This window comes from Streptomyces purpureus, assembly GCF_014648195.1.
Taxonomy (GTDB): domain Bacteria; phylum Actinomycetota; class Actinomycetes; order Streptomycetales; family Streptomycetaceae; genus Streptomyces; species Streptomyces purpureus.
The window spans coordinates 1-23,750 of sequence record NZ_BMQQ01000009.1; the positions used below are offsets into that span (position 1 = coordinate 1).

22 protein-coding genes are annotated in these 23,750 nt (G+C 68.6%); 12 read left to right on the forward strand and 10 right to left on the reverse strand.

The genetic code is table 11. From position 1 onward, the window contains the following. From IEZ01_RS13675 to IEZ01_RS13685, 3 genes are all read left to right on the forward strand, one after another. Window positions 1-637, forward strand: a 637-nt coding sequence (locus IEZ01_RS13675) for a phosphotransferase family protein (RefSeq protein ID WP_506417160.1), incomplete at its 5' end; no start/stop codon positions are given. Beyond that, a complete protein-coding gene (locus IEZ01_RS13680; protein ID WP_189201862.1) occupies window positions 638-1,333 on the forward strand; it encodes a class I SAM-dependent methyltransferase in 696 nt (231 codons plus the stop codon). Window positions 1,334-1,363: 30 nt separating this feature from the next. Next, window positions 1,364-1,942, forward strand: coding sequence for an HAD domain-containing protein (locus IEZ01_RS13685; protein ID WP_189201865.1), 579 nt, complete (start codon window positions 1,364-1,366; stop codon window positions 1,940-1,942). 65 nt (window positions 1,943-2,007) lie between these two features. On the opposite strand, the gene IEZ01_RS13690 is transcribed toward IEZ01_RS13685, so the two are convergent. The 4 genes from IEZ01_RS13690 to IEZ01_RS13705 form a co-directional block, all read right to left on the reverse strand. Next, a complete protein-coding gene (locus IEZ01_RS13690) occupies window positions 2,008-3,702 on the reverse strand; it encodes a relaxase/mobilization nuclease domain-containing protein (RefSeq protein WP_189201867.1) in 1,695 nt (564 codons plus the stop codon). Beyond that, the gene (locus IEZ01_RS13695; protein WP_189201869.1) at window positions 3,692-4,300 is read right to left on the reverse strand and encodes a MobC domain-containing protein; all 609 of its coding nucleotides are present in this window, start codon (window positions 4,298-4,300) and stop codon (window positions 3,692-3,694) included. Before IEZ01_RS13695 ends, IEZ01_RS13690 begins: the two co-directional genes overlap by 11 nt. Before the next feature lie 318 nt (window positions 4,301-4,618). Next, a complete protein-coding gene (locus tag IEZ01_RS13700; protein WP_229832934.1) occupies window positions 4,619-5,872 on the reverse strand; it encodes a DUF3631 domain-containing protein in 1,254 nt (417 codons plus the stop codon). Between the two features lie 499 nt (window positions 5,873-6,371). Further along, window positions 6,372-6,566: a helix-turn-helix transcriptional regulator gene (locus IEZ01_RS13705; RefSeq protein ID WP_189201871.1), complete on the reverse strand. Its 195-nt coding sequence runs from the start codon at window positions 6,564-6,566 to the stop codon at window positions 6,372-6,374. A gap of 121 nt (window positions 6,567-6,687) precedes the next feature. On the opposite strand from IEZ01_RS13705, the gene IEZ01_RS13710 reads away from it, so the two are divergent. The 3 genes from IEZ01_RS13710 to IEZ01_RS13720 all read left to right on the forward strand — a co-directional run bounded on the left by IEZ01_RS13710 (window position 6,688) and on the right by IEZ01_RS13720 (window position 12,203). Continuing rightward, window positions 6,688-7,191 carry a helix-turn-helix domain-containing protein gene (locus IEZ01_RS13710; protein WP_189201873.1) on the forward strand — a complete coding sequence of 168 codons (504 nt, stop codon included), beginning with the start codon at window positions 6,688-6,690 and terminating at the stop codon, window positions 7,189-7,191. 21 nt (window positions 7,192-7,212) lie between these two features. Beyond that, complete coding sequence (locus IEZ01_RS13715) at window positions 7,213-8,367, forward strand: tyrosine-type recombinase/integrase (RefSeq protein ID WP_189201875.1); 1,155 nt, start codon at window positions 7,213-7,215, stop codon at window positions 8,365-8,367. Window positions 8,368-9,164: 797 nt separating this feature from the next. Then, entirely contained in the window at window positions 9,165-12,203 is a 3,039-nt protein-coding gene (locus IEZ01_RS13720) for a tetratricopeptide repeat protein (RefSeq protein WP_189201877.1), read from the forward strand. A gap of 68 nt (window positions 12,204-12,271) precedes the next feature. Here the strand turns inward: IEZ01_RS13720 and IEZ01_RS34890 are convergent, their stop codons facing one another. After that, a complete protein-coding gene (locus IEZ01_RS34890) occupies window positions 12,272-12,607 on the reverse strand; it encodes a hypothetical protein (protein WP_229832936.1) in 336 nt (111 codons plus the stop codon). Between the two features lie 710 nt (window positions 12,608-13,317). After that, entirely contained in the window at window positions 13,318-13,713 is a 396-nt protein-coding gene (sodN, locus tag IEZ01_RS13735; protein ID WP_019889364.1) for a superoxide dismutase, Ni, read from the reverse strand. A 143-nt stretch (window positions 13,714-13,856) separates the two neighbouring features. Here sodN and sodX point away from each other — a divergent pair, with 143 nt between their 5' ends. Further along, entirely contained in the window at window positions 13,857-14,282 is a 426-nt protein-coding gene (gene sodX, locus IEZ01_RS13740; protein WP_028797966.1) for a nickel-type superoxide dismutase maturation protease, read from the forward strand. Here sodX and IEZ01_RS13745 read toward each other — a convergent pair. Continuing rightward, window positions 14,186-14,815: a CGNR zinc finger domain-containing protein gene (locus tag IEZ01_RS13745; RefSeq protein WP_019889365.1), complete on the reverse strand. Its 630-nt coding sequence runs from the start codon at window positions 14,813-14,815 to the stop codon at window positions 14,186-14,188. The genes sodX and IEZ01_RS13745 overlap by 97 nt on opposite strands. A gap of 90 nt (window positions 14,816-14,905) precedes the next feature. Here IEZ01_RS13745 and IEZ01_RS13750 point away from each other — a divergent pair, with 90 nt between their 5' ends. Next, on the forward strand, window positions 14,906-15,670 hold the full coding sequence (locus IEZ01_RS13750; protein ID WP_189201881.1) for a class I SAM-dependent methyltransferase: 765 nt from the start codon (window positions 14,906-14,908) through the stop codon (window positions 15,668-15,670). A 77-nt stretch (window positions 15,671-15,747) separates the two neighbouring features. On the opposite strand, the gene IEZ01_RS13755 is transcribed toward IEZ01_RS13750, so the two are convergent. From IEZ01_RS13755 to IEZ01_RS13765, 3 genes are read right to left on the reverse strand one after another with little or no spacing between them, the layout of a single operon-like run. After that, complete coding sequence (locus IEZ01_RS13755) at window positions 15,748-16,500, reverse strand: amino acid ABC transporter ATP-binding protein (RefSeq protein WP_019889368.1); 753 nt, start codon at window positions 16,498-16,500, stop codon at window positions 15,748-15,750. Window positions 16,501-16,505: 5 nt separating this feature from the next. After that, window positions 16,506-17,450, reverse strand: a complete 945-nt coding sequence (locus IEZ01_RS13760; protein WP_019889369.1) for an amino acid ABC transporter permease — start codon at window positions 17,448-17,450, stop codon at window positions 16,506-16,508. A gap of 27 nt (window positions 17,451-17,477) precedes the next feature. Then, a complete protein-coding gene (locus IEZ01_RS13765; RefSeq protein ID WP_019889371.1) occupies window positions 17,478-18,446 on the reverse strand; it encodes an ABC transporter substrate-binding protein in 969 nt (322 codons plus the stop codon). A gap of 527 nt (window positions 18,447-18,973) precedes the next feature. Between IEZ01_RS13765 and IEZ01_RS13770 the strand changes: the two genes are divergently transcribed. From IEZ01_RS13770 to IEZ01_RS13785, 4 genes are all read left to right on the forward strand, one after another. Then, a complete protein-coding gene (locus IEZ01_RS13770; protein WP_019889372.1) occupies window positions 18,974-20,185 on the forward strand; it encodes an NAD(P)-dependent malic enzyme in 1,212 nt (403 codons plus the stop codon). A gap of 374 nt (window positions 20,186-20,559) precedes the next feature. Further along, complete coding sequence (locus IEZ01_RS13775) at window positions 20,560-21,120, forward strand: phosphoesterase (protein ID WP_189201883.1); 561 nt, start codon at window positions 20,560-20,562, stop codon at window positions 21,118-21,120. Further along, entirely contained in the window at window positions 21,117-22,685 is a 1,569-nt protein-coding gene (locus IEZ01_RS13780; RefSeq protein WP_189201885.1) for an alkaline phosphatase D family protein, read from the forward strand. Before IEZ01_RS13775 ends, IEZ01_RS13780 begins: the two co-directional genes overlap by 4 nt. Before the next feature lie 95 nt (window positions 22,686-22,780). Continuing rightward, window positions 22,781-23,746 (forward strand): zinc-binding dehydrogenase, encoded by a 966-nt coding sequence (locus tag IEZ01_RS13785; protein ID WP_028797968.1) that lies wholly within the window; start codon window positions 22,781-22,783, stop codon window positions 23,744-23,746. Window positions 23,747-23,750 lie beyond the last annotated feature (4 nt).

Here is a 23,750-nt window from a genome sequence, read left to right on the forward strand (position 1 = left end):
CGGCGGCTTCTTCTTGGACCCCATGAATCCCAACTTCCCCTGCAATCACGGGCTCCACGCTACGAGGGGATACTCACCTGCCCTGCCCGTGCTCGACCAGGCCCGGCTCCGCACGCTGCCGGACCGGGCCCTGGAGCACTACGCCCGACTCCGCAAGGCCGACCGGTGGCAAGAGGCGGACGACATCGAGGACGCGCTCGATCGAATCGCCCAGGCCGCCGAGAACCGCTCGGCCGGTGCCACAGTGGCTCCATTCGGCTGGGTGCACTCCGAGTTCCACCCCACCAGCCTCCACATCAGCAGGCACGGCTGGCGGCTGCTGGACTTCGCCCGCGCCTTCACCGGCCCCGGCCTGCTCGACCTCGCCAGCTGGCACGGCACCCTCGACACCCCCGATCCCGTACGCTTGCGGGTCTTCCTGGAGCAGTACGTCACCGCTGGCGGCACCCCCGACGCCCTCGACCGGCGCGGCGGGCTCACCGCCGAGAACTGGGCCCTGGGCTGGCATCGCATGTGGGCCGTCGAGTGGTTCATGGAGCAGTCGATCCGCTGGATCAACGACTCGGCCACCGACCCCGCCTACATCAAGGCCGTACGCCGCCACCTCACTGACGTCCTCCACCTGCTGGAGGTCTAGGTGCTCACCCACGCTTCCCCCTGGTACGTCCACGCCCTCCAGCGCACCACAGCAAACCCTGCCGAGCCACTCTCGGTCCCCGCGCGGATGGAGTGGACCACGCGGCCGGGCACCGGGCCCGGCGCCGAGATCCTCGGCCCGGACCTGCGCCGCAAACGACTGCTGGAACTCGGCTGCGGCCCCGGCCACAACGCCTCCCACCTCGCCACCCGCTACGGCGCCAAGGTCACCGGCGTCGACCTCGTCGGCCTCCAGGTCCGCCGAGCCCGCTCGCACTACGGGCGACTGAGCAACCTGACCTTCGTCGCCGGCCATGCCCTGCACTACCTACAAGCCTCAGACGAGCAGTTCGACGCCATCTACTCCGTCTTCGGCGCCATTGGGCTCGTCGCCCCCGAACTCCTGCTCCCGGCCATCGCCCAGCACCTCAAACCCGGCCGCACTCTCGCCTTCTCCGTACCCCACCCGCAGCGCGGGGGCCTCCGCCCGGCCACCGATGACCGGCCGCGCCGCGACTACGTCACTCTCCCTGACCGCACCCGACTACCCATCGCCCGCTGGGACTTCGACGCCAGCCGCTGGGAGACACACCTCGACCGCGCCGGCCTCTGGCTCACCTCAGCCCAGGAGTTCCACGACGCCCGCCACGGAGGCCGTTGGCCCACCACCCTGCTGATCACCGCGCGCAAACTCTGACCCTCACCCCGGCTCCCCTGGGAGAAACCCATGCGCTCGCCCTACCTGCTCCTCGACATCGACGGCGTCCTCATACCTTTCCCCGACGCGGAGGGCTCGACCCCAGCCACGCACGCCCGCCACGACGTCGTCCCCACTTGCCGCAGTGCCGACGACCCGGTCACCATCTGGCTCAACCCCGCCCATGGCCCCATGCTCATGGAAGCGATCCGTACCGGCATGGTCACGCCAGTCTGGTGCACCAGCTGGCGCCAGGACGCCGCCACTCTGATCGGACCGCTCCTCGGTCTCCCACCCCTGCCGCACGTCGATCTCCCGCGCCCCAAGATCACAACCAGCCACCCCAATGGCTACCTGTGGAAGCGCGACTACGTCGACGCGTGGCTGGCTGACGCCCCCGCTGTGTGGATCGACGACGACTTCACTGACCTCGACCACTCCTGGGCTGCGGAGCGCACCGCCCGTGGCGCGGCGACCCTGCTGGTACAACCTGATCCCCACGCCGGGCTGCAGGTTGAACACCTGGCCGAAGTCCGAGCGTGGGCCGGGCGGCTGCTCGCCGTGCGGACTGGTGCACCCGCTGCTCCGAGCGGAACAGAAGCAGCCTGACGCGAAGCCGTGGCAGAACAGTCGATGCCCCCGCCGCGCTGTATGGCGAGGGCATCCGACCGGGTTCAGCGGTGCCGACCACGTTCTTCGGGCGTCATGTTCACTGGTGTGGCCGGAGGACGTGGAGCGGCGGACATGGACGTCGTGCCGCTGATGGTGCTTTGCCTACGTGCTGCCTGAGCGCGCCTGTTCGGTTGAGCGGTGATGCGCCAGTTGAGGACCTCGGCGGGATGCTCGGCACTATCGAGTTCCCGCCGGGTGCCGACCTCGGACAGGAGGCGCCGGGGATTGTGGCCGGCGGTCTCGGCGCGGGCGAGGGTCGTGGTCAGGGCTGGCCAGGCGGGATCGGCGAGGACACGGTCGGCGTGGTCGGGGAGGACTGCGCGCAGGTCCTGCTCGAATCGGCTGGCGGTTGTGGCGCGCGGTGCGCGACGGGCGAGATCCGCCAGGACTGGCTGGGCGGCCTGCTGGTAACCGGCGTACAGGTGGCGGAAGGCTTCTTCGGCCGCTGCGGCCTGCTGTTCGTGGCCGCGCTGCTCATGCCACTTGGCGGCGGCGCGCGCCACGTGGAGCGCGGCGAAGATCAAGGCGATGGCGAGTCCGCCCGGATCGTGTGTGGCGTAGGCGAGTTCCTTGGCGGCTTCCCGCAGGGCGGTGGCCGCCTGGTGGTCGGCCAGGATCGCCGAGCGGCGGGCGCGGTTGAACGTCCTTGCTGCTGCTTGCAGTTCGGCCTGGTGCCCACCCTTGGTGGCGAGGGCCAGGTTGTGGAGGGCGTCGCCGAAGGCATCCAGATACCCCTGGGCCACTGCGTCGTCGCCCGAGTCGAGGATGGCTTGGGCGTTGCGGATGGCGGTTTCGGCGCGGTGCCACGGTTCGGCCGGGTCTGCCACCTGCTGAGGGCGGTCGGCCAGGTCCTGGGTGGGAAGGCGTTCGCAGAGGCGGTTGTAGGACAGGTCGGGGGCGAGCTTTGAGCCGCCGTACCAGACCGGCTCGCCTTGGGCGGTGTCGCCGGGCGCGGCCAGGCTGTAGCCGGTGACCTCGCTGGTCTCGGGGCCGATGCGCGGCCTGACTTGGATGCCGAGGGAGCGCAGCACGGTGAAGTACTCGTCGATGCTGCGTACGGCGGCGGCGACCGCGTACGCCTGCTCGCGCAGCCACTCCCGCGCGGTCTCATCCCGGCCCTGGCGCTCGGCCTTCGCGCGCTCGGCGCCTGTGGGCGTGCGCGGGGCGGTGAGGTCGCCGGACTTCAGGCGGCGCAGCCCGAACTCGACCTCGATCTTGCGGCATTCCCGCTGTGCCCGCCAGCCGTCACGGTTCGTACGGGGGCGGCGGCCGTCAGCGCGGACGGTGGTGGCCATGATGTGGATGTGGTCTTCGGCGTGCCGGACAGCGATCCATCGGCACGCCTGCTCGTCGCCCTCGGGGGCGATGCCCGTTGCGGCGACGACGCGGCGGGCGACCTCGGCCCATTCGGGGTTGGTGAGGTAGCGGTCGCCCGGCGCGGTGCGCACGGGGCAGTGCCATACGTGCTGCGGCGGCTGCTTTCCGCCGAGTTCCCGGATGCGCAGGTCGACGTGGTGGTCCAGGCGCCGGGCGAGCTGGGTATAGGTGGCGGTAGGGTCGCGGCCGGGGTCAGGGGCGCCGGCCATGTCCCAGGCGGCCACGATGTGGGGGTCCGTGTGCTCATCCCGCCGCCCTTGGCCAAAGAGGTAGTTGATCAGGCCGAGCGTGCTGGAGCCGGTGGAGACGTCAGGAACCATGACCGGCCCCTTCCGCCAGGAGCCGGTCCATAAGTGCGTAACTGGCCTGGGCTGCCTGCTCGATGCGGTCGAGGACGGCCTCGGTGCGCTCGGGTATCGCGCCGGAGTGGATGGCTGTCGTGATCTGGTTGAGGTTGGTGCCGATCCGGTTCAGGGCCATTGCGTGCGCTTCGATGGCCTCCACCAGCGGGCGGATGGGGTCGTCCTCCGGGCTGCCGACCATTCCCGCCTTGCCGAGCGCGACGGCGAGGGCGGCGTCGCCGACGAAGCCAGCGAACTTCTGGCGGCGCCGCTTGGCCTCGGCGTCGATGAGGCGAACCGCGGTCGGGGTGAAGCGGATCTTCTTCTCTTGGTCGCGCTTCTCAGTGGTGCGCTTGCGGTTCATCCGCGAGGGCAGCACGGGGGCGTCGGGCTGGCGCCACGACGGCTGTTCGACGGCGGCGGGAGCTTGCGCCTCGGCGGACGGCTCGACGTGTGGGGTGACGGAGTCGGCGACGGGCTGCTTGGCGCCGTCGGCGGCAGACATGGTGCGCGGCTCGCTCACTCCCTCCTCAGGCTCGGGCGCCCGCTGGCGCCCGGCCCCTTCTCCCTCCGCCACCCCAGAGGTGGGGGCAAGCGCGGACGAAGCCCCATTAGGGGCTCGTTCGCTCCAGCTTGCTGCTGTTCGTCGGTCCCGGCTGAACCAACCCCAGCGGCGGGAAGAAGAGGGGTTCGTGTCGTTCGCAGTGTGCATGGTGGTGCTCCGGTGCAGAGGGGGATAGGGCTGTGTCACGTCCGTCGCATCCGTCGCATGCCTGGTCAGCGCAGGTACGGACACGCGGGCAGGTACGGAGAACTCCGTCCCGGCTAGAGAGTCCGTCCCCGCGCTGACCTGCGCGGGGACGGATGCGACGCAGTGATACGGACCCCGGTGGGTTCAGAGAGTGCGCTTGGTGCCGACGGGGCCACCGGGCGGGCCGACAGGCAGCGCTCCCGCCGGGGCGGCGGGCGGCCTGCCCTGCGCCATGCGGGCAGGGGCGGCGACGTGTTCGGGCTCGGGCGCCGCCTCGACGAGGTCAGGGCAGTTGCGGGCCCAGGCGTCCAGGAATCGGTTGCGCATGTACGCCTTGGCCTGCCTGCCCTTGTCGAATCGGTAGTTGGCCGGGCTGATGTTGAAGTCCCGCAGCAGGTTGCTCAGGTGGTAGGCGTTCAGCCCTTTGGTGCCGTGCTCCGCCCACGGGGCTTCGGCGTCCTGGATCAGAGCGGCGACCAGATCCTGGGTGGCCAGGGCCTCGGGGTTGTCGGCCTGCGCGAAGATGCGGTGGATGTCACGCAGCAGCCGCGTCTTCAGGCTGGACTGCTCGTCCTGGACGGCCTCGTGCCGAGTCATGGCCAGGCAGGCGGCGCGGGCGCGAGCGGGCCAGTGGCCGCCGGCCAGGTCAGCGATGATGACCAGCGGCTCCCAGGTGTCCGCCGCCCGGTCCTCCACCGGCATCTGAGGCACCATGCGGGCAGCCTGCCCGCGTAGCGGGCCCAGCCAGGCAGTCAGCCGATCACGCAGCGCGTTGAGTTCGGGCACCGAATACCGGGAGCGGAAGGGGGTTACCTTCTCGCCCGGCTTGCGCTTCTGCATCCGCAGCACGACCGCCCGGTCCATGACCGTGTCCGGCAGGTCACCGATCCCCGCGATGGCGGCCATGGCGAAGGTGGGGAACGGGGTCGGTTTGTGCTCCGGACCGGAGATTCGCCAGGCGGGCCGATTGCGCTGGTGCCCGGCATTCAGCAGGCCGCGCAGGATCTCACTGTCGCCGCTCGCCTTGGGGCCGAAGATGGTGTCCGCCTCGTCCACCAGCAGGGTAGGCGGGTTCTTGCCGATGACGCGGAAGATGACCGCCGGGGAGGTGTTCACCGTCATCATCGGCTGGTGCACGGTCTCGTGGAGCACGTCCAGAACCCGGGACTTGCCGCAGCCTTTCGTCGGGCTCACCACCGCCAGACGCGGCGCGTGCTGCAGAGCCGTCTGGATGTGCGTGGCCGCCACCCACAGGGTGACCGCGGTCAGCGTCTCGTCACTGGGCAGTACGACGTACCGGCCGATCGCTGCCCGCAATTCGTCCAGCAGCGCGACCCCGTCAGCAGCAACCTGGGTCCCCGCGCCTTCATGGCCTCCGGTGCCTGTCCCGTCATCCATGGCCGCGGTCTCGTGTCGCTCGGCCTCCTCTACGGGGGCGTCGGTCCGCGGTGACAGGTGAGGGCCGTTGTCCCGGTCCCCATTGCGGTCCCCTGGTGCAACTCCTGCGTCTTGGGGACCGGTCCCCGTTGGGACGCTGCTGGCCAGCCCGTTTGCACCGGATGCGGATATCGGGACCGTGGCTTGAGGCGACAGGGGACCGGATGCATTGTGGGGATGGTCCCCTGGCACCGCATCAGTGGAGTGCTCGTCCCCGCGGCGCCCGGGGATGCCCTGGCCGGGGACCGCGACCTCGGGCCAGCTGGCCTTGGGGACCGTATTCGGGTTGGTGGGGGACGTAGAGTCCTCCATAGACGTTCCTCTCAGGTGAGGGGCAGGACGGGCAAGGTCCAGCCCCTCACCGGCTTGTTCGTTCGGGGATGGGCGAAGCGCGGGGGACTCTTCGGCCCTTGGCGTTGGCGCGCCGAGGGCCGTTTCCGTGTCCGGGGCCTCCGACGGCTCAGGAGGCCAGACCCCACTCGTCCCGGCCGTCACTCAGCGCGCGCTCGTAGCGCAGCAGCTCGGACTCGGCGTACAGCACTCGCTTACCGATCTTGATACCGCGCGGGCCTTTCTCGATCTGGCGCCAGTAGCGGACGGTGCTCTCGGCGGTGCGGTAGCGCTCGGCGACCTCGGAGGTGGTCAGGTATCGCATGCATTCCTAATCGACTAGACGGCGTTTCAATCTGCATGAAAGTGTGCCCGACGATCGGCGGTTAACCAAATCGGATAGGTCGTGTTACAATTTGGAAAGTGATGACGGTGGCGGAGGCGTGATGGCAGGCGACAAGCACGACGGCGGCGATGTGCCACTGCTCTACAGCGAGGGCAATATCGCCGCGCGGGTGGCGCTTGAGCGCGAGGTCAGAGGGTGGAGCACGATCGAGCTGGCGGACCGGGTGTCCAAGGCCGGCGTCAAGATGAACCAGACCGCCGTCTGGCGCATCGAAAACGCCACTCCACGCCGTCGCATCAACGTCGACGAAGCCCTCGCCTTCGCCCGCGTCTTCGAGCTGCCCCTCGAAGAGCTGATGTCCCCGCCGCTGGAAGGGCTGGACCTCGACAGCAGACGCCTCGTCCAGGAAGCCGTCGAGGCGTACTACGAGACACGCGACGCCGAGGACCGCCTGCACCAAGCCGTCGTCGGTATCGCCGAGCACATCCAGGCCCGCCCCGACAGCTCACGAGCCATCCACGAGCAGTGCCTTCGCCTCATGGGCGAGGAGCGCGACGCCCGCACCCTCACCGAGTACATCGAGGGCGGCGGCTACTACCGATAACCAACCCAAGGGAGAAGCCACTTGGCCAACATCCAAAAGCGCCCCAACGGCAAATGGCGGGCCCGCTACCGCGACCTCGACGGCAAGGAACACGCTCGCCACTTCGATCGCAAGCTCGACGCCCAGCGCTGGCTCGACGAGGTCACGGCCAGCATCGTCACGGGCCAGTACGTCGACCCGCAGGCCGGACGGATCACCTTCGAGAAGTACGCGAAGAAGTGGGAGGAGTCGCTCATCGCCAGCGAGGCGGGCGAGCGGATCACCGACAACGCGCTCCGGCTCCACCTCGTCCCGGCGCTCGGCTCCCGCGCCATGGCGGCAATTCGCCGCAACGACCTCCAGGTGCTGTTCAAGAGCCTGTCCGAACAGCTCGGCCCCGGCAGTGTTCGCAACGTCTACGACGTCCTCGTACGCCTCATGACGGCGGCCGTGGAGGACAAGGTCATCGCGTCCAGCCCTTGCCGCCGGATCACGCTCCCGCCCATGCCGGACGGGGAGGTCACCCCGCCCACGGTCGTGCAGGTCGAGGCCATGGCCCGCGTGATGCCGCCGTACATCCGCGCGGCGATCGTCACGCTCGCCGGATCAGGCTTGCGTATAGGTGAGTTGCTCGGCCTCAAGGTGTCGGACGTCGACTTCAAGGCGGGCACCATCCGGGTCGAGCGCCAGCGCCTCCAGTCCGGGAAGATCGGGCCGCCGAAGACCGCCAAGTCCCGGCGTACCGTCCCGGTCGGTGAGGTCGTAACCGACGCGCTCCTCACGCACCTCGCCGCACGCCCCTCCAAGGAGTGGCTGTTCACGATGGACGAGGGCGAGCCTCTCAACTACCGCCGCTGGAAGACCGAATGGAACGGCACCCGCAAGGCGCTCCAGCAAGCGGAGAACGAGGCAGCCGAGCGCGAGGGCCGCAGGCCCGTCGAGCTGCCGCACATCGTGACCCACGACCTGCGTCACTTCTACGCCTCCGCCCTCATCGCCGGCGGGGCGAGCGTCAAACAGGTGCAGCTCGTCCTCGGCCACGCGTCCGCCGTCATGACGCTGCGGATCTATGCCCACCTGTGGCCTGGCGAAGAAGACCGCACCCGGTCCGTGATGGACGCCGTGCTCTGCGGGCTGCGGAGCAAATGCGGGCAGGTAGGTCAGGGGATCAAGGAAACCACAGGTCAAACGGTATGAGTCGTGCCTATCGCTTCCCGTCTTCGTAGCAGAATGGGCTAGCGAAGATGTGCGGAACCGCTGGTGACAAGCCGAGAAACTGCGTCTTCTGCAATGGATCGGCCATGCTGCCCGACTCATCGACTTCAATTGTCCCCGTGGGGCAGGTGGGCGCCCTTGGACTGCGCCACAGTGGATCTCGGTAGTCCGGCATGTCCCGCAGTTCACGGGCGCTACGGTGCTTGCCTACCCATATGTAGAAGTAAGTGCGGAGGGGTGCGTCACATGCCAGAGGCCAGACGCAGAGTGATGTGGGCGATGGCAGCGATGTGCGGCGTGGCGGTGGTTGGGCTAGTGCTCATCGCCGTACTTGTGGATTTGGACAGCGCCGATCGAACGGCGAGTGTGGTTGGAGCCGTTGTGGCACTCGTGGGCCTCGTGCTGAGTGTGTACGCCTTGCTTCAGGCCCCGGGAGGTACCGTGCGGGCGTACGGGCACGGCGCTGCAGCGGCAGGTGGCAACATCGCAGGGAACGCCATCGGCGCCAGTAGCAAGGTTAGCGCCAGTCCAGTACCTGCCCCTCCTGCCACATCACCGACGAACCCGGTCACTCCTGCCCCGAATGTCGAGTCGCGTGGTGAAGGTGCGGTTGCTGCGGGTGGGGACATAAGCGGCAATGCCATCGGTGATGACAGTGAGGTGCGATGACTCCGTCTCGATGGCGCCGGAGACAGATCAATGAGGCGAGCAGTTCGCCGCAGGAGCCGGGTGTCTCTGACGGAGGACCTGAACTCTCCCACTCAGCCGGTCGTGCGCCGATGTCCGTCGAATCCAGTCCGAGCCGGGTCAGAGTGCGAGGCGATGGTGCGCTGGGCGCTGGCCGGGATATCAAGGGCAACGCCTTCGGTGATGGCAGCAAAGCCATCTACATCGAACACCAGATCGTGCAGGAGGCCCCGCCATGGCAGGAACCGACCTGGCCTGTACTGATTGGGGTCGTCCCGGCTCAAGCAGGCTATTACCAGCACCGCCCGCAGATTGAGCAGCTCGTCGAGGAGTTGGAAGACAGCTCGACGTCGGAGTGGTGTCTAGTCATCACTGGTACTGGAGGGGTCGGCAAGACCCAATTGGCCGCAGAGTACGCGCGCACCGCCTTGCATTTCGAAGGCGATCTGCACGGTGCAGGCGGGGACGGGGGAGTCCCGGGCAACGGGTCGGGATCGAGGGCTGTTGAGCTGCTCCTCTGGGTCAATGCAACCAACCAACAAGCGATCACTGATGCTTACGCATTGGCCGCGCAAGTAGTGCTTCCCGGGGGCGCGGCCGGGCTGGACGCGAACCAGGCTGCGCAGCGATTCTTGGCCTGGTTGCGGACTACAGCACGGCGGTGGCTGGTAGTGCTGGACGATGCAACAGCACCTAGCACTCTCACCGGACTTTGGCCGCCAGAAGTTTCGGTGGGGCGGGTGTTGGTAACTACTCGTAGTCGAGACGCGGCTTGGAGCACAGAGACTCGCAGGCTTCTGCAGGTCTGTTTGTTCACGCCCGACCAGTCTGCCGCCTACCTACGTCGAGCCCTTGTCCGCCCAGGGTGCCCTGAACGCGGCGACAGCGATGGCGAGATCGCTGCCCTGGCCGACGACTTGGGACACCTCCCGTTGGCCCTTGCGCAAGCAGCTGCTTATCTAGTTGATACGGGTCGCGATATTTCTCGATACCGCAGCTTGTTGGCTGATCGGGCCCGCTTGCTGGCTCATCTTGTGCCAGATATTGGTGGGCTGCCCGATGCGCAGACTAGGACGGTTAACGCCGTATGGGACATCTCGCTAGCGCTCGCCGATACTTACCGGCCTGTTGGCTTGGCTCGGCCAATGATGGAAATTTCTGCGGTATTGGACGCTAGCGCGATACCTGAACAGGTGCTGACCACATCTGCGGTTCGATCTTATCTCAATGCTATTCGTGCGATGTCAGGGAAAGTAAATACGGTTGGCGCTTCTGACGGTGGAGTAGTGGACGAGGTGGATGCCGAGGATACTCTCCGTGCCTTGCATCGGCTCAACCTGCTGGATCACGACTCGAATGCCCGTACTGTCCGTGTTCATCAGCTGATCCAGCGCGCAGTCCGCGAACACGAGAGTGGTAGAAAACGTCTTCCTCAAGTGGTGCCTGCGAGCGCATCTGCTCTGGTTGAATCATGGCCAGAGATCGAGCGCGACACCGCGTTCGCTTTGATTTTGCGCACGCACGCAGACGCACTTATTGGTCACAGTAGTGGCTTCCTATGGCAGGGCAGTGCCCACCCTGTGTTGTTCCGTGTTGGTCGCAGTCGAGGAGAGGCTGGTGAAGTCAAGGGAGCTGCTAAGTATTTCGAACGCTTGGTTGGCGATGCTCGGGATGCATTGGGGCCAGATCACCCTGACACTCTTTCCTTCCGCCACGAGAATGCATACTGGCGAGGACGGGCAGGCGGCATAGCGGAAACGCTTGCTGCGTACGAACAACTGTTGATCGACCGGCTTCGTGTCCAAGGCCCGGACCACTCTGACACCCTCACGGCCCGAAATGAAGTTGCCTTCTGGCGGGGAGAAAGCGGAGATGTTTCGGGGGCTATTGCTGCAACAGAGGAACTGTTGGCCGATCGGCTGCGAGTGCTGGGGACTGACCACCCTCATACCTTCGCAACCCGCGGCAACCTCGCCGGACTGTTGGGGGAGGCGGGTGATGTGGCTGGTGCTGTGAATGGGTACGAGGATCTTCTCGCTGATCGGTTGCGGGTGCTTGGCCCTGATCACCAAGACACTCTCACCACTCGCAGTCAGCTAGCTCACCTGTTGGGGGAGGCGGGTGATGTGGCTGGTGCTGTGAATGGGTACGAGGATCTTCTCGCTGATCGGTTGCGGGTGCTTGGCCCTGATCACCAAGACACTCTCACCACTCGAAACAATCTTGCCGCGATGCGCGGGTATGCCGGTGATGCAGTAGGTGCCGTCTCTGCGTTTGGGGATTTGCTAACAGATCTAGAGCGTGTGTTGGGACCTGACCATCCCCGCACACTCAGCACTCGCGGCAACCTCGCGTTCTGGCGAGCCGAGGTCGGTGACGTGGTGGGCTCGCTGAGCGCGTACGAGGATCTCCTCGCTGATCGGTTGCGGGTGCTTGGCCCTGATCACCCGGACACACTTGCGTCCCGTAGCGACCTTGCTGGGGCACAGGGGGAAACGGGGGACGTTGTTGGGGCAGTCACCTCCTATGAGCAGCTGCTGACTGATCGGCTCAGGAAGCTTGGCCGCGACCATCCGGACACGCTTGCCACTCGCAGTAATCTCGCCGGCTGGCGGGGTGAGGCGGGGGATTTGCAGGGTGCTATCGCAGCCACCGAGGAACTCTTGATCGATCAGCTGCGAGTTCTCGGTCCTGATCACCCGGATACGCTTGCGTCCCGTAACAATCTTGCTGGAAGGCGAGGGCAAGCGGGCGACGTGGCTGCTGCTGTAGCCGCCTATGAAGACCTGCTGGCTGATCAGGTGCGAGTCTTGGGAGCCGATCATCCAAGCACTCTTGCAACTCGCGGTAATCTCGCTGGCTGGCAGGGGGAGGCAGGGGATGTTTCGGGGGCGCTCCTCGCGCAGACAAATCTTCTGGCTGACCGAATGCGAGTTCTCGGCCCCGACCACCCAGAAACCCTCTCCACCCGCCACAACTTGGCTGAGCTGCAAGGCCAGGCGGGCGATGCGGCAGGAGCCGTCATCGCTTACGAAGAGTTGCTGGCCGACATGTTTCGCATCCTGGGGCCGCGTCACCCTCTGACTTTCGATACGTTTTGCCAGATGCAGCAATGGAAGAGCCAGGCATAGTAGCCCCATTTCCAACCTGTTCGATGTGACTGAGCGTCGTTGTGCGGGCTGTCGGCCGCGACGCCTGGTCACAAGTCCGGTAGAAGAAGCCAGACTTCGGAGAAGGCGAGGCCGTGCTCGCGAGTCACCACCCCGCACGGGCAGCCCAGCGAGACCTGGTGCCAGTCGCAGGTCACGGTCCACGGGCCAGCTTTGCCCCCGCACGCCGAGCAGACGATGGTCTCGGCCGTCCAGACCTCGGGAGCAGGTCTGCCATGACGACGGAAGCGGCCCGCGTACCGGACCTGCCAGGGCTCGACCGGGGGCGTGAGCGGGATGGTCCCGGACGGGCTCGTCGAGGCCAGCTCGGTGAACAGTGCGATCAAATCGGGGAGCAGGGCCTCGCCAGCCTCTGTCGGTGGCACGGCTAGGCAGTCTGCCGTCTCTGCCGGGGTCCCGTATCTCGGGGCCGCCGCCGCGCCCGGTGGGTTCGGGTAGGCGTGCCATGGCAGGAAGGCGCGGGCTACGGCGGCCAGGAGGGCGGCTGCGGGTGGGCTGACGGCGCCTGCGTCGAGGTGGTGGAGGGTAGTGCGCAGGAGGCGTTGGAGCCGCCGGTCCCGATCCGTGGCCGGCGACCGTGCGGTCGCTGCCCGGCGGGCCGGGAGCGGGGCCGCGAGGCGGTCCAGGACGGCCGTTGCTGCTTCGGAGTCCGCCCTGTCAGGGCGCCACTCCCCGGCAGTCAGGAGCTGCCGTGCCCGCCCGGCCTCACGGGTCAGGGCGCGCGTCTGCAGCGTCCGCGGGCCGAAGGCTGCCCCGTGAGTCTCGTGCCCGCTCGTCATGGCGGATCCTCCACAAGGTCCGGTGCTCGATCACCCGCATCACCGGTCTCGTCCAGGCCATCCTCTGCCTGCATCTGGCCAGCCCACCATGAAGTTGGAAGGGGATCAGTGGATCTTCAATAGATTTAGGGGACTTGGCGAAGCAAGATGTCAAAGTAGCCGGGCCGAGCTACGGCCGGGCGAAGAAGACCGCACCCGGACCGTCATGGACGCCGTTCTTGGCGGCCTGCGGACCGGGTGCGGACTCCGAGACACTGCAACCAAGGAAATCGCAGGTCAGAGGGCATGATCAAAGATCAAGCCTTCTTGGTCTCCCAGAAGATGCGGTCGATCTCGGCGATGAGCTCCAGCGCCTTCTCGCCCGTCTTCGGGTCCGTCGAAGCCTTCGCCGTCGACAGCGCCTTGAGCGTGTCGTTGATCAGCGTGTGCAGCTCCGGGTACTTCTCGAAGTGCGGCGGCTTGAAGTAGTCGCTCCACAGCACCGAGACGTGGTGCTTGGCGAGCTCCGCGCGCTGCTCCTTGATGACCGTGGCGCGGGCCCGGAAGTGCGGGTCCTCGTTGGCCTGGTACTTCTCCTGGACGGCCTTGACCGACTCGGCCTCGATGCGAGCCTGGGCCGGGTCGTAGACACCGCAGGGGAGGTCGCAGTGGGCGCTGACCTTCACCTTGGGGGCAAACAGGCGGGAGAGCATTGAGCTGTCCTTCCTCGTGATCGTCTTCTCAGGTGGGACATTACTCCGTGAGAAGCGCGTTTTCGCGAGGGCCCCCTTGGGCTTAGGACAAAAGTCCAGGGTCACCATGGGACTCGTGGAGGATCGGACCTGGGAGGTGCCGGATGACGGATCAGGGGCGGGAATCGGGAGCGCCGTTCGGGATCGCCGAGGTGACCGGGCCCTCGATGGTGCCCACGCTGCTCCATGGCGATCTGCTGCTCGTGCACTACGGCGCGGCCCCCCGACCGGGTGACGTGGTCGTGCTGCGCCATCCGCTCCAGCAGGATCTGCGGATCGTCAAGCGGCTGACCGGGCGGCGGGGCGGCGGCTGGTGGGTGGAGAGCGACAACCCGTACGCCGAGGGCGGCGACAGCCGGGTCTTCGGCAGTGTGCCGCCCGATCTCCTGCTCGGGCGGGTACGGGCCAGATACCGGCCCCTCGCGCCAGGCGGTCAGCGCTCGGTGGGGGCCGTGCTGTCCTGGCTGCTCTCGTCGGTGCGGCCGGTGCTGTCCGACCGCTCGCTCTCCAGCCGTTTGCGGGCCCGGTAGGCGGCCACGTTGGCGCGGGTCGCGCAGCGGTCCGAGCAGTAGCGGCGGGAGCGGTTCGTCGAGGTGTCCAGGTAGGCGTTGCGGCAGGGCGCGGCCTGGCAGAGCCCGAAGCGGTCCGCGCCGAACTCGGTGAGGTGGAATGCGAGCCCCATCGCGGCGATCGCGGCGTAGCCGGCGGTCGCGTTGGACGGGTGGTCGGCCAGGTGCATGTGCCAGCGCGGGTGGCCCTCGTCGTCGAGGTAGTCGTGGCCCGAGATCTGCGGGCTGACCGGGAACTCCAGCAGCAGCGAGTTGAGCAGGTCCACGGCGCTCGTGTGGTCACCGGCGTCGGCGGCCGTGAAGACCGCCCGCAGCCGGGCCCGTACCGAACGGAAGCGGGTCACGTCGGCGTCCGTGACGCGCCGCGACATCTGGGATGCCTCGCCGAAGAGCTCGCGCACCGCGTCCACGGACGTGAGCGTGTCCTTGTTGCGTGCCGGCTCCTCGGTGTTGACCAGCCGCACGGCATAGTCCGAGTAATAGGCCAGTTCCACTTGTAGTCCTTACGGAGGCGGTCTAGGGTCGGTGCCCACGGGGGTAACGGACGCGTGTACTTCGAGGGTATTACGGAGCGGGAGGTCGCGATGGCGGAAACGACGGCGGAGACCACGGACTGGCAGGCCTGGCAGAACAGCTGGGACCGTCAGCAGGAGTGGTACATGCCCGATCGCGAGGAGCGGTTCCGGGTCATGCTCGACATGGTCGAGGCGCTGGTGGGCACCGAGCCCCGCGTCCTGGATCTGGCGTGCGGTACGGGAAGTATCACGGACCGGCTGCTGCGGCGGTTCCCGGAGGCCACCAGCACCGGTGTCGACCTCGACCCCGCGCTGCTCGCCATCGCCGAGGGCCACTTCGCCGGCGACGAGCGGGTGAGCTTCGTCCGCGCCGACCTCAAGGACGCCGACTGGACGTCCGCGCTGCCATACGACTCGTACGACGCGGTCCTCACCGCCACCGCCCTGCACTGGCTGCCGCTCGGGCCGCTCGCCTCGCTCTACCGGCAGCTCGTGCCGCTCGTGCGGGACGGCGGGGTCTTCATGAACGCCGACCGGACGGTCGACGGCGCCACCCCCCGGATCAACGCCGCCGAGCGCGCCCACCGCCACGCCGCCATGAACCGCGCCCGGGCGGACGGGGTGCTCGACTGGGCCGAGTGGTGGCAGCTCGCCGCCGCCGACCCGGTCCTCGCCGCGCCGACGGCCGAGCGGTTCGCGATCTACGGCGAACACGCCGAGGGCGACACCCCCTCCGCGCAGTGGCACGCCGAGACCCTGCGCGCCGCCGGATTCGCCGAGGCCAGGGCCGTCTGGGCGTCGCCCTCGGACACCCTCGTGCTGGCCGTGAAGTAGCGGGCCGTCCATGACGAAGGGGCGGTGCGGACCGTGGGTCCGTACCGCCCCTTCCGTGCGTCTGCGTCCGTACCGGCCTACAGCACCTTCGACAGGAACGCCTTCGTCCGGTCGTGCTGCGGGTTGGTCAGGACGTCGCGCGGGTGGCCCGACTCCACGACCACGCCGCCGTCCATGAAGACCAGCGAGTCGCCCACCTCGCGGGCGAAGCCCATCTCGTGGGTCACCACGATCATGGTCATGCCCGACTCGGCCAGGTCCCGCATGACGTCGAGGACGTCACCGACCAGCTCCGGGTCGAGCGCGGACGTCGGCTCGTCGAAGAGCATCAGCTTCGGCTCCATCGCCAGCGCCCGGGCGATGGCGACGCGCTGCTGCTGTCCGCCGGAGAGCTGCGAGGGGTAGTTCCCCGCCTTGTCCCCGAGGCCGACCCGGTCGAGCAGCTTGACGGCACGCTCCCGCGCCACCGCCTTCGACTCTCCCTTGACCTGGACCGGGGCCTCCATGACGTTCTCAATGGCCGTCATGTGCGGGAAGAGGTTGAAGCGCTGGAACACCATGCCGATGTCCTTGCGCTGCGCCGCGACCTCGCTGTCCTTGAGCTCGTAGAGCTTGTCGCCCTTCTGGCGGTAGCCCACCAGCTCGCCGTCGACGTAGAGCCGGCCGGCGTTGATCTTCTCCAGGTGGTTGATGCACCGGAGGAAGGTCGACTTGCCGGAGCCGGACGGGCCGACCAGGCAGAACACCTCACGCGGGGCGACCTCCAGGTCGATCCCCCTGAGGATGTGCGCCGGGCCGTAGGACTTGTGGACGCCCTCGGCCTTCACCATGGCAGTCACTTGGCCACCGCCTTGCGGTTCGAGAACGACGAGAGGTTTGCCTTGATCTTCTGCCACGGGGTGGGCGGCAGCGAGCGCAGGGCGCCCCTCGCGTAGTACCTCTCAAGGTAGTACTGCCCGATGCTGAAGACCGTGGTCAGGATCAGGTACCAGATCGAGGCGACGAAGAACATCTCCATCACCGCGAACGAGGTGGACGCGATGTCCTGGGCGGCCCGCAGCAGGTCCGCGTACTGGACCGCGACCACCAGCGACGAGGTCTTGAGCATGTTGATGAACTCGTTGCCGGTCGGCGGCACGATCACGCGCATCGCCTGCGGCAGCACCACACGGCGCATGGTCTTCGTCTGGGACATGCCCAGCGCGTGCGAGGCCTCGGTCTGGCCCTCGTCGACGGACTGGATGCCCGCGCGGACGATCTCCGCCATGTACGCGCCCTCGTTGAGGCCGAGACCCAGCAGGGCGGCCAGGAAGGGGGTCATGACATCGGTCATCTCGTCCTTGTAGAACCCGATGTTGAGGATCGGGAAGATCAGGGCGAGGTTGAACCAGATGAGCAGCTGGACATAGACCGGGGTGCCCCGGAAGAGCCAGATGTAGAGCCAGGCGATGCTGCTGGTCACGGGGTTCTTGGAGAGCCTCATGACCGCGAAGACCACGCCCAGGACCAGACCCAGCGCCATGGACGCCACGCTGATCTTGATCGTGTTCCACATACCGCTGAGGATCGTGCCGTCGAAGAGCTTCTCCGGCACGGTGGCCCACCGCACGTTGCCCTGAGAGAAGGCGTAGGCGAGTACGGCGAGCAGGATGACGGCGATCACGCCGCTGACCCAGCGTCCCCAGTGACGTACGGGGATGGCGCGGATCATCTCGGGGGGGACGGACCCGGCCGGCGGGGTGTCCGCCGGGCCGGGAACCTTGTCGAGCTTGTCAGTCACAGCGACTGCCCTTCAGTACTGCGCGGGTCAGGAGCCGCCGTTGATCTTGGCCTCGGTCACGGCGCCGTCGCCGGCGCCCCACTTGTCCAGGGCGGCCTTGTACGTGCCGTCCTTGATGATCGCGTCGAGCGCGGCCTTGAGCGCGTCGCGCAGCTCGGTGTTCTTCTTGTCAACGGCGATGCCGAAGAGGCCGGCGTCCGACTTGTTGGCGATGGCCTCGAAGTCGTTGCCGCCGCCCGCGGTCTTGGCGATGTACGCGGCGACCGGGGAGTCGTTCAGGTCGGCCACGGCGCCGCCGGCCTTGACGCGGGTCTGGGCCTCGGCGTCGGTCGGGAAGGCCTCGATGGCGATCTTCGCCTTGCCGTCCTTCTCACACTTGGCGGACTGGTCCTTGGCGGCCTGCTCGTAGGTGGTGCCGCGCTGCACGGCGAGCTTCTTGCCGCACAGGTCGTCGAGGGACTTGATGCCCTGGGGGTTGCCCTTCTTGACCAGGATGCCGGTCGACGCGGAGAAGTAGTCGACGAAGTCGACACCGGTGCCGGTCTTCTTGCCCTTGTCGTCCAGACCCTCCTGGCGGGCCTTGGTGTCCGTCATCGACGACATCACGATGTCCGTACGGCCGGTCGGCAGGGCGCCCAGCAGGGTGTCGAAGGTGCCGCTGGTGAACTCGAACTTCACGCCGAGCTGCTTGCCCATGGCGGCGGCGACGTCGGGGTCCACACCGACGATGTTCGCGCCCTCCTTGAACTCCATCGGCGCGTACGTGGCGTCCGTACCGACCTTGATGACGCCGGCCTTCTGGATCTTGGCGGGCAGCTTGGAGAACAGCGGGGCGGCGCTGCCGGCGGTGGCACCGCCCTCCTTCGTGCCGCTCTCGGTCTGGTCTCCACAGGCGGTCAGCAGCATGGAGCCCGCCACCGCGATCGCGGCGACCGCGGCAATCCGGGACTTCCGGGACTTCGCGACGGCCGTACAGCGGGTGGTGCTTGCGGTCATGGTCGGGTTCCTCCGGCGGGTGAGGGAGTTGCCAGTCGGGTCGGGCACGCACCTTCGGGTGTCGCGACCTCGTGTGATTACGCGCATCTTGCCATTCGGACCCGTCGAATCAGGGGGGCACGCATGTCAAAATCGGATAACGGGTGACCCCCGAACCCCGCGACGCCCGTAGATAAAGGCCGGACCTTCTGCGGGGACACCACCTTCCCACCGGAAAATCTTCGGTTCCCCTCGTCATACGGGCGAGGTGAAGGCGGCAAACCGCCTGACTGCCGGACGTGTCCCGACAAGGGCGGACGAGTCGTGTCACCGCCGAGGCGGTCGGGAGAGACGGATACCCGGAAATGGACTCGTCGCCGGTACCGTCCGTCCGGTAAGAAGGATCCTTACACCCCTCATCCGGGGCTCAGGGCGCGTTGTGCGGCGCGCCCGCGCGGCTGCCAGACACGGCGGCTGCGGGACCCACCCACCCCTCCTCAACCAGGAGTGGCCACCCTCAAATGATGAAGACTTAAGGGGTCAACCCAATGGCAGCGGAGATCGTCAATCCTCGCAGCGACAGCGGTACGGAAGGGGCTCAGGAGGAGCCCTTCGATCCGGCTTTCGCGCTTCACCGCGGCGGCAAGATGGCCATTCAGGCCACGGTGCCGATCCGTGACAAGGACGACCTGTCCCTCGCGTACACGCCCGGCGTCGCCAAGGTGTGCACCGCGATCGCCGAGCAGCCGGACCTGGTCCACGACTACACCTGGAAGTCCCAGGTCGTCGCCGTGGTCACGGACGGTACGGCCGTGCTCGGACTCGGCGACATCGGCCCGGAGGCCTCCCTCCCGGTCATGGAGGGGAAAGCCATCCTCTTCAAGCAGTTCGGCGGCGTGGACGCGGTGCCCATCGCCCTCGCCACCACCGACACCGACGAGATCGTCGACACCGTCGTCCGGCTCGCCCCCTCCTTCGGTGGGGTGAACCTGGAGGACATCTCGGCCCCCCGGTGCTTCGAGATCGAGCGCAAGCTCCAGGAGCGCCTGGACATCCCGGTCTTCCACGACGACCAGCACGGCACCGCCGTGGTCACGCTGGCGGCGCTCCGTAACGCCGCCAAGCTGACCGGCCGGACCCTGGGCGACCTGCGCGGTGTCATCTCCGGCGCGGGCGCGGCCGGTGTGGCGATCGCCAAGTTCCTCCTGGAGGCCGGTCTCGGTGACGTGGCGGTCGCGGACCGCAAGGGCATCGTCAGCCTCGACCGCGAGGACCTGACCCCGGTCAAGCGCGAGCTGGCCGAGCTCACCAACAAGGCGGGCCTCACCGGCTCCCTGGAGAGCGCCCTGGCCGGCGCGGACGTCTTCATCGGCGTCTCGGGCGGTACGGTCCCGGAGGAGGCGGTCGCCTCCATGGCCCCGAACGCGTTCGTGTTCGCCATGGCCAACCCGAACCCCGAGGTCCACCCCGACGTCGCGCACAAGTACGCCGCCGTCGTGGCCACCGGCCGCTCGGACTACCCCAACCAGATCAACAACGTCCTCGCCTTCCCCGGCATCTTCGCCGGGGCCCTCCAGGTGCGGGCCTCGAAGATCACCGAGGGTATGAAGATCGCCGCGGCCGACGCGCTCGCCGACGTGGTCGGTGACGACCTCGCCGCCGACTACGTCATCCCGTCCCCGTTCGACGAGCGGGTCGCCCCCGCCGTCACCGCCGCGGTCGCCGCGGCGGCCCGTGCGGAGGGCGTGGCGCGCCGCTGACGCCCCGTACGCGCGTGTGAAGGGCCCCGCCGGACGGCGGGGCCCTTCACCGTTCCGGGGGCGGGGCGGGCAGGCGTACGGACCGCTTCGCCATTCCGGGGGGCGGGGCGGGCGGCCGTGCGGGACGCTTCGCCGCTCCCGTACCGAACACGAAGCCGTGCGGGCCGCTTCGCCGTTGCGGTGCCGACGGGTAGCCCTACGGGCCGCTTTCTCGCTCCCGTCCCCAGCGCGCAGCCGCAACGACCCTTCACCGGCCCCGCACCCCGCACGAACCCGTACCGGGCATGAACCGGTCATGTTCCTCCGCGCGCCTTCCAGGGTTCACCCGGGGCTGCTGTGATGCACCGCGCCGAACCCCACCACAGGAGGCACGAGTGAATCTGGTCGTCAACGGCGACGCCGAGAGCGGGCCCGGCGGCACCGCCGAACCCGTCGGGTCCGTCACCGGGTGGAAGGTCGTCCAGGGCGCGCCGGCGCTCATCGCCTACACCCTCGGCGGCGGCTACCCCGGCACCGCCGACCCCGGACCCACCCCGCGGGGCAGCCGCTTCTTCTCCGGCGGCGACAGCCCCAGGACCGTCCTCGTCCAGGACATCGCCCTGCCGACCGCCGGCATCGACGCCGGATACACCCGGTACGAGCTCACCGCCTGGCTCGGCGGATACGCCACCCAGGAGGACGGCGCCCGGCTCTCCGTCGAGTTCCGCGACACCCGGGGCACCCCGCTCGCCCTCAGCGTCCTCGGGCCGGTGACCTCCGCCGAGCGCGGCGGACGCACCGGCCTCGTCGAGCGCCGCGCCACCGCCACCGTGCCGCCCGGCGCCCGCACGGCCCGCGTGCAGCTGGTGCTCACCCGCAGCGGCGGCGGCACCTCCAACGACGGCTACGCGGACGGCATCACGCTCACGCTGAACACGACCGGGAGCACCCGATGACCCTGAACCGACGCGACCTGCTCCGGGCCGCCGGCGCCGCGGGCGCCCTCGGCGCCGTCTGGCCGCTCAGCGCCGGCCTCTCGCCCGCCCAGGCCCGCGAGGCCGCCGAGGCCCTCGGCGCCGACTACGACCCGGCGCCCTTCACTCTCGGCGTCGCCTCCGGCGACCCGCAGCCCAGCAGCGTCCTGCTGTGGACCCGGCTCGCCCCCGAGCCGCTCGCCGCCGAGCAGGACCTCCCCGAGATCGTCGAGGTCCGCTGGACCGTCGCCACCGACCCCGCGCTGCGCCGCGTCGTCGCCCGCGGCACGGTCGCCGCCTCCGCGACGCTCGGCCACAGCGTTCACGTCCCCGTGCACGGACTCACCCCGGGCCGCACCTACTGGTACGCCTTCAAGGCCCTCGGCCGCACCAGCCGCGTCGGCCGGACCCGGACCGCGCCCTCGGGGCCGGTCTCCAAGGTCCGCTTCGCCGCCGCCAACTGCCAGGCCTTCCACGACGGCTTCTACGCGGCCCACCGCGGCATCGCCCGCGAGAACGTCGACTTCGTCGTCCACCTCGGCGACTACATCTACGAGCACGGCCAGGTCGGCGGGGTCCCCGCCGACCACGTCCGTGACCACGAGGGCGGCGCGGTCTTCACGGTCGCCGACTACCGCCGTCGGCACGCCCTCTACAAGGGCGACGCCTCGCTGCGCGAGGCGCACGCCGCCCACCCGTGGTTCCTCACCTGGGACGACCACGAGGTCGTCAACGACTACAGCGGCACCGGCGGCGGGGCGCCGTTCCTCCAGCGCCGGGCCGCCGCGTACCAGGCCTGGTACGAGAACATGCCGCACCGCGACGGAGCGAGCGGCGACGGCGCGCTGCCCGACCCCGTCATCCACCGCCGGCGCGGCTGGGGCGGCCTGCTCGAACTCACCGTCCTCGACCTGCGGTCGTACCGCTCGGCGCAGAACCTCAAGGACGGCACGATCCTCGGCGCCGAGCAGAAGGCCTGGCTCAAGCAGGGCATCAGCAAGGCCCCGGACGCCTGGCACGTCTGGGCCAACTCGATCATGCTCAGCCAGCTGCGGGGCCGCCCCGGCGGCTCGTACATGTTCACCGACCAGTGGGACGGCTTCCTCGCCGAGCGCCGCGAGGTCCTCGGCCATGTGCACAGCAGCGGCCTGGAGGACCTGGTCGTGGTCACCGGCGACTGGCACTCCGCGTTCGTGGACGACCTCCGCCCCGACTTCGACGACACCTCCTCGCCGGTCGTCGGTACGGAGTTCACGGCGCACTCGGTGACCTCGGGGGCGTACTCCGCCAGCTGGAACGCCACCAACGGGCCGCTCATGGGCGCGGCCAACCCGCACCTGAAGTACTTCGAGGGCAACCGCTACGGCTACGACGTCTACGAGGTCACCCCGGAACGCTTCAGCGCCCACATGCGCGTCATCGGCGACCTGCGCGACCCGGCCTCGCCGGTGACCACCCTGACCACGTTCCACGTGGACCGGGGCAAGGCTGGCTCGTACGAGGACCCGGCGACGAAGAACTCCCCGGCGCAGTACCGCCGCGACTGAGGAGCCGTTCCGCCGCGGCTGAACACGGAAAACGGGACCCGTGTCACACCGGTGCGCGGTTCCGCCGCGCATCGGTGGGGTCCTACGCTCGGGCCATGTTCGCTGCCTATGCCGCTCGAATCGACCGTGACCAGCCCCTGAACGGCCTCGTGCTGGGCGAACGCCCGGCGCCCGAGGTACGGCCCGGGTGGAGCACGATCACCGTCAAGGCCGCCTCGCTCAACCACCACGACCTGTGGTCGCTGCGCGGTGTCGGTCTGGCCGAGGACAAGCTGCCGATGATCCTCGGCTGTGACGCCGCCGGCCTCGACGAGGACGGCAACGAGGTGGTCCTGCACTCCGTGATCGGCCAGTCCGGACACGGCGTGGGCCCGCGCGAGCCGCGCTCCATCCTCACCGAGCGCTACCAGGGCACCTTCGCCGAGCAGGTCACCGTCCCGACCTGGAACGTCCTGCCCAAGCCGAAGGAGCTCTCCTTCGAGGAGGCGGCCTGTCTGCCGACCGCCTGGCTCACGGCGTACCGGATGCTCTTCACCAACGCCGGTGTCCGGCCCGGCGATTCGGTGCTCGTCCAGGGCGCGGGCGGAGGCGTCGCCACCGCCGCGATCGTCCTCGGCAAGGCGGCGGGCCTGCGGGTCTACGCCACCAGCCGGGACGAGGCCAAGCGCAAGCGCGCCGTGGAGCTCGGCGCCGTCGAGGCGTACGAGCCCGGGGCCCGCCTGCCGCAGCGGGTGGACGCGGTGATCGAGACCGTCGGCGCGGCCACCTGGTCCCACTCGGTCAAGTCGCTGCGCCCCGGCGGCACTCTCGTGATCTCCGGCGCGACCAGCGGCGACCGTCCCTCGCACGCCGAGCTGACCCGGATCTTCTTCCTGGAGCTGAAGGTCGTCGGCTCGACCATGGGCACCAAGGACGAGCTGGAGGATCTGCTGGCGTTCTGCGCGGCGACCGGGGTCCGGCCGGTGATCGACGAGGTGCTGCCGCTGGACCGGGCGCGCGAGGGCTTCGAGAAGATGGCGAGCGGCGAACTCTTCGGGAAGATCGTCCTGACGACGTCTTGATGGT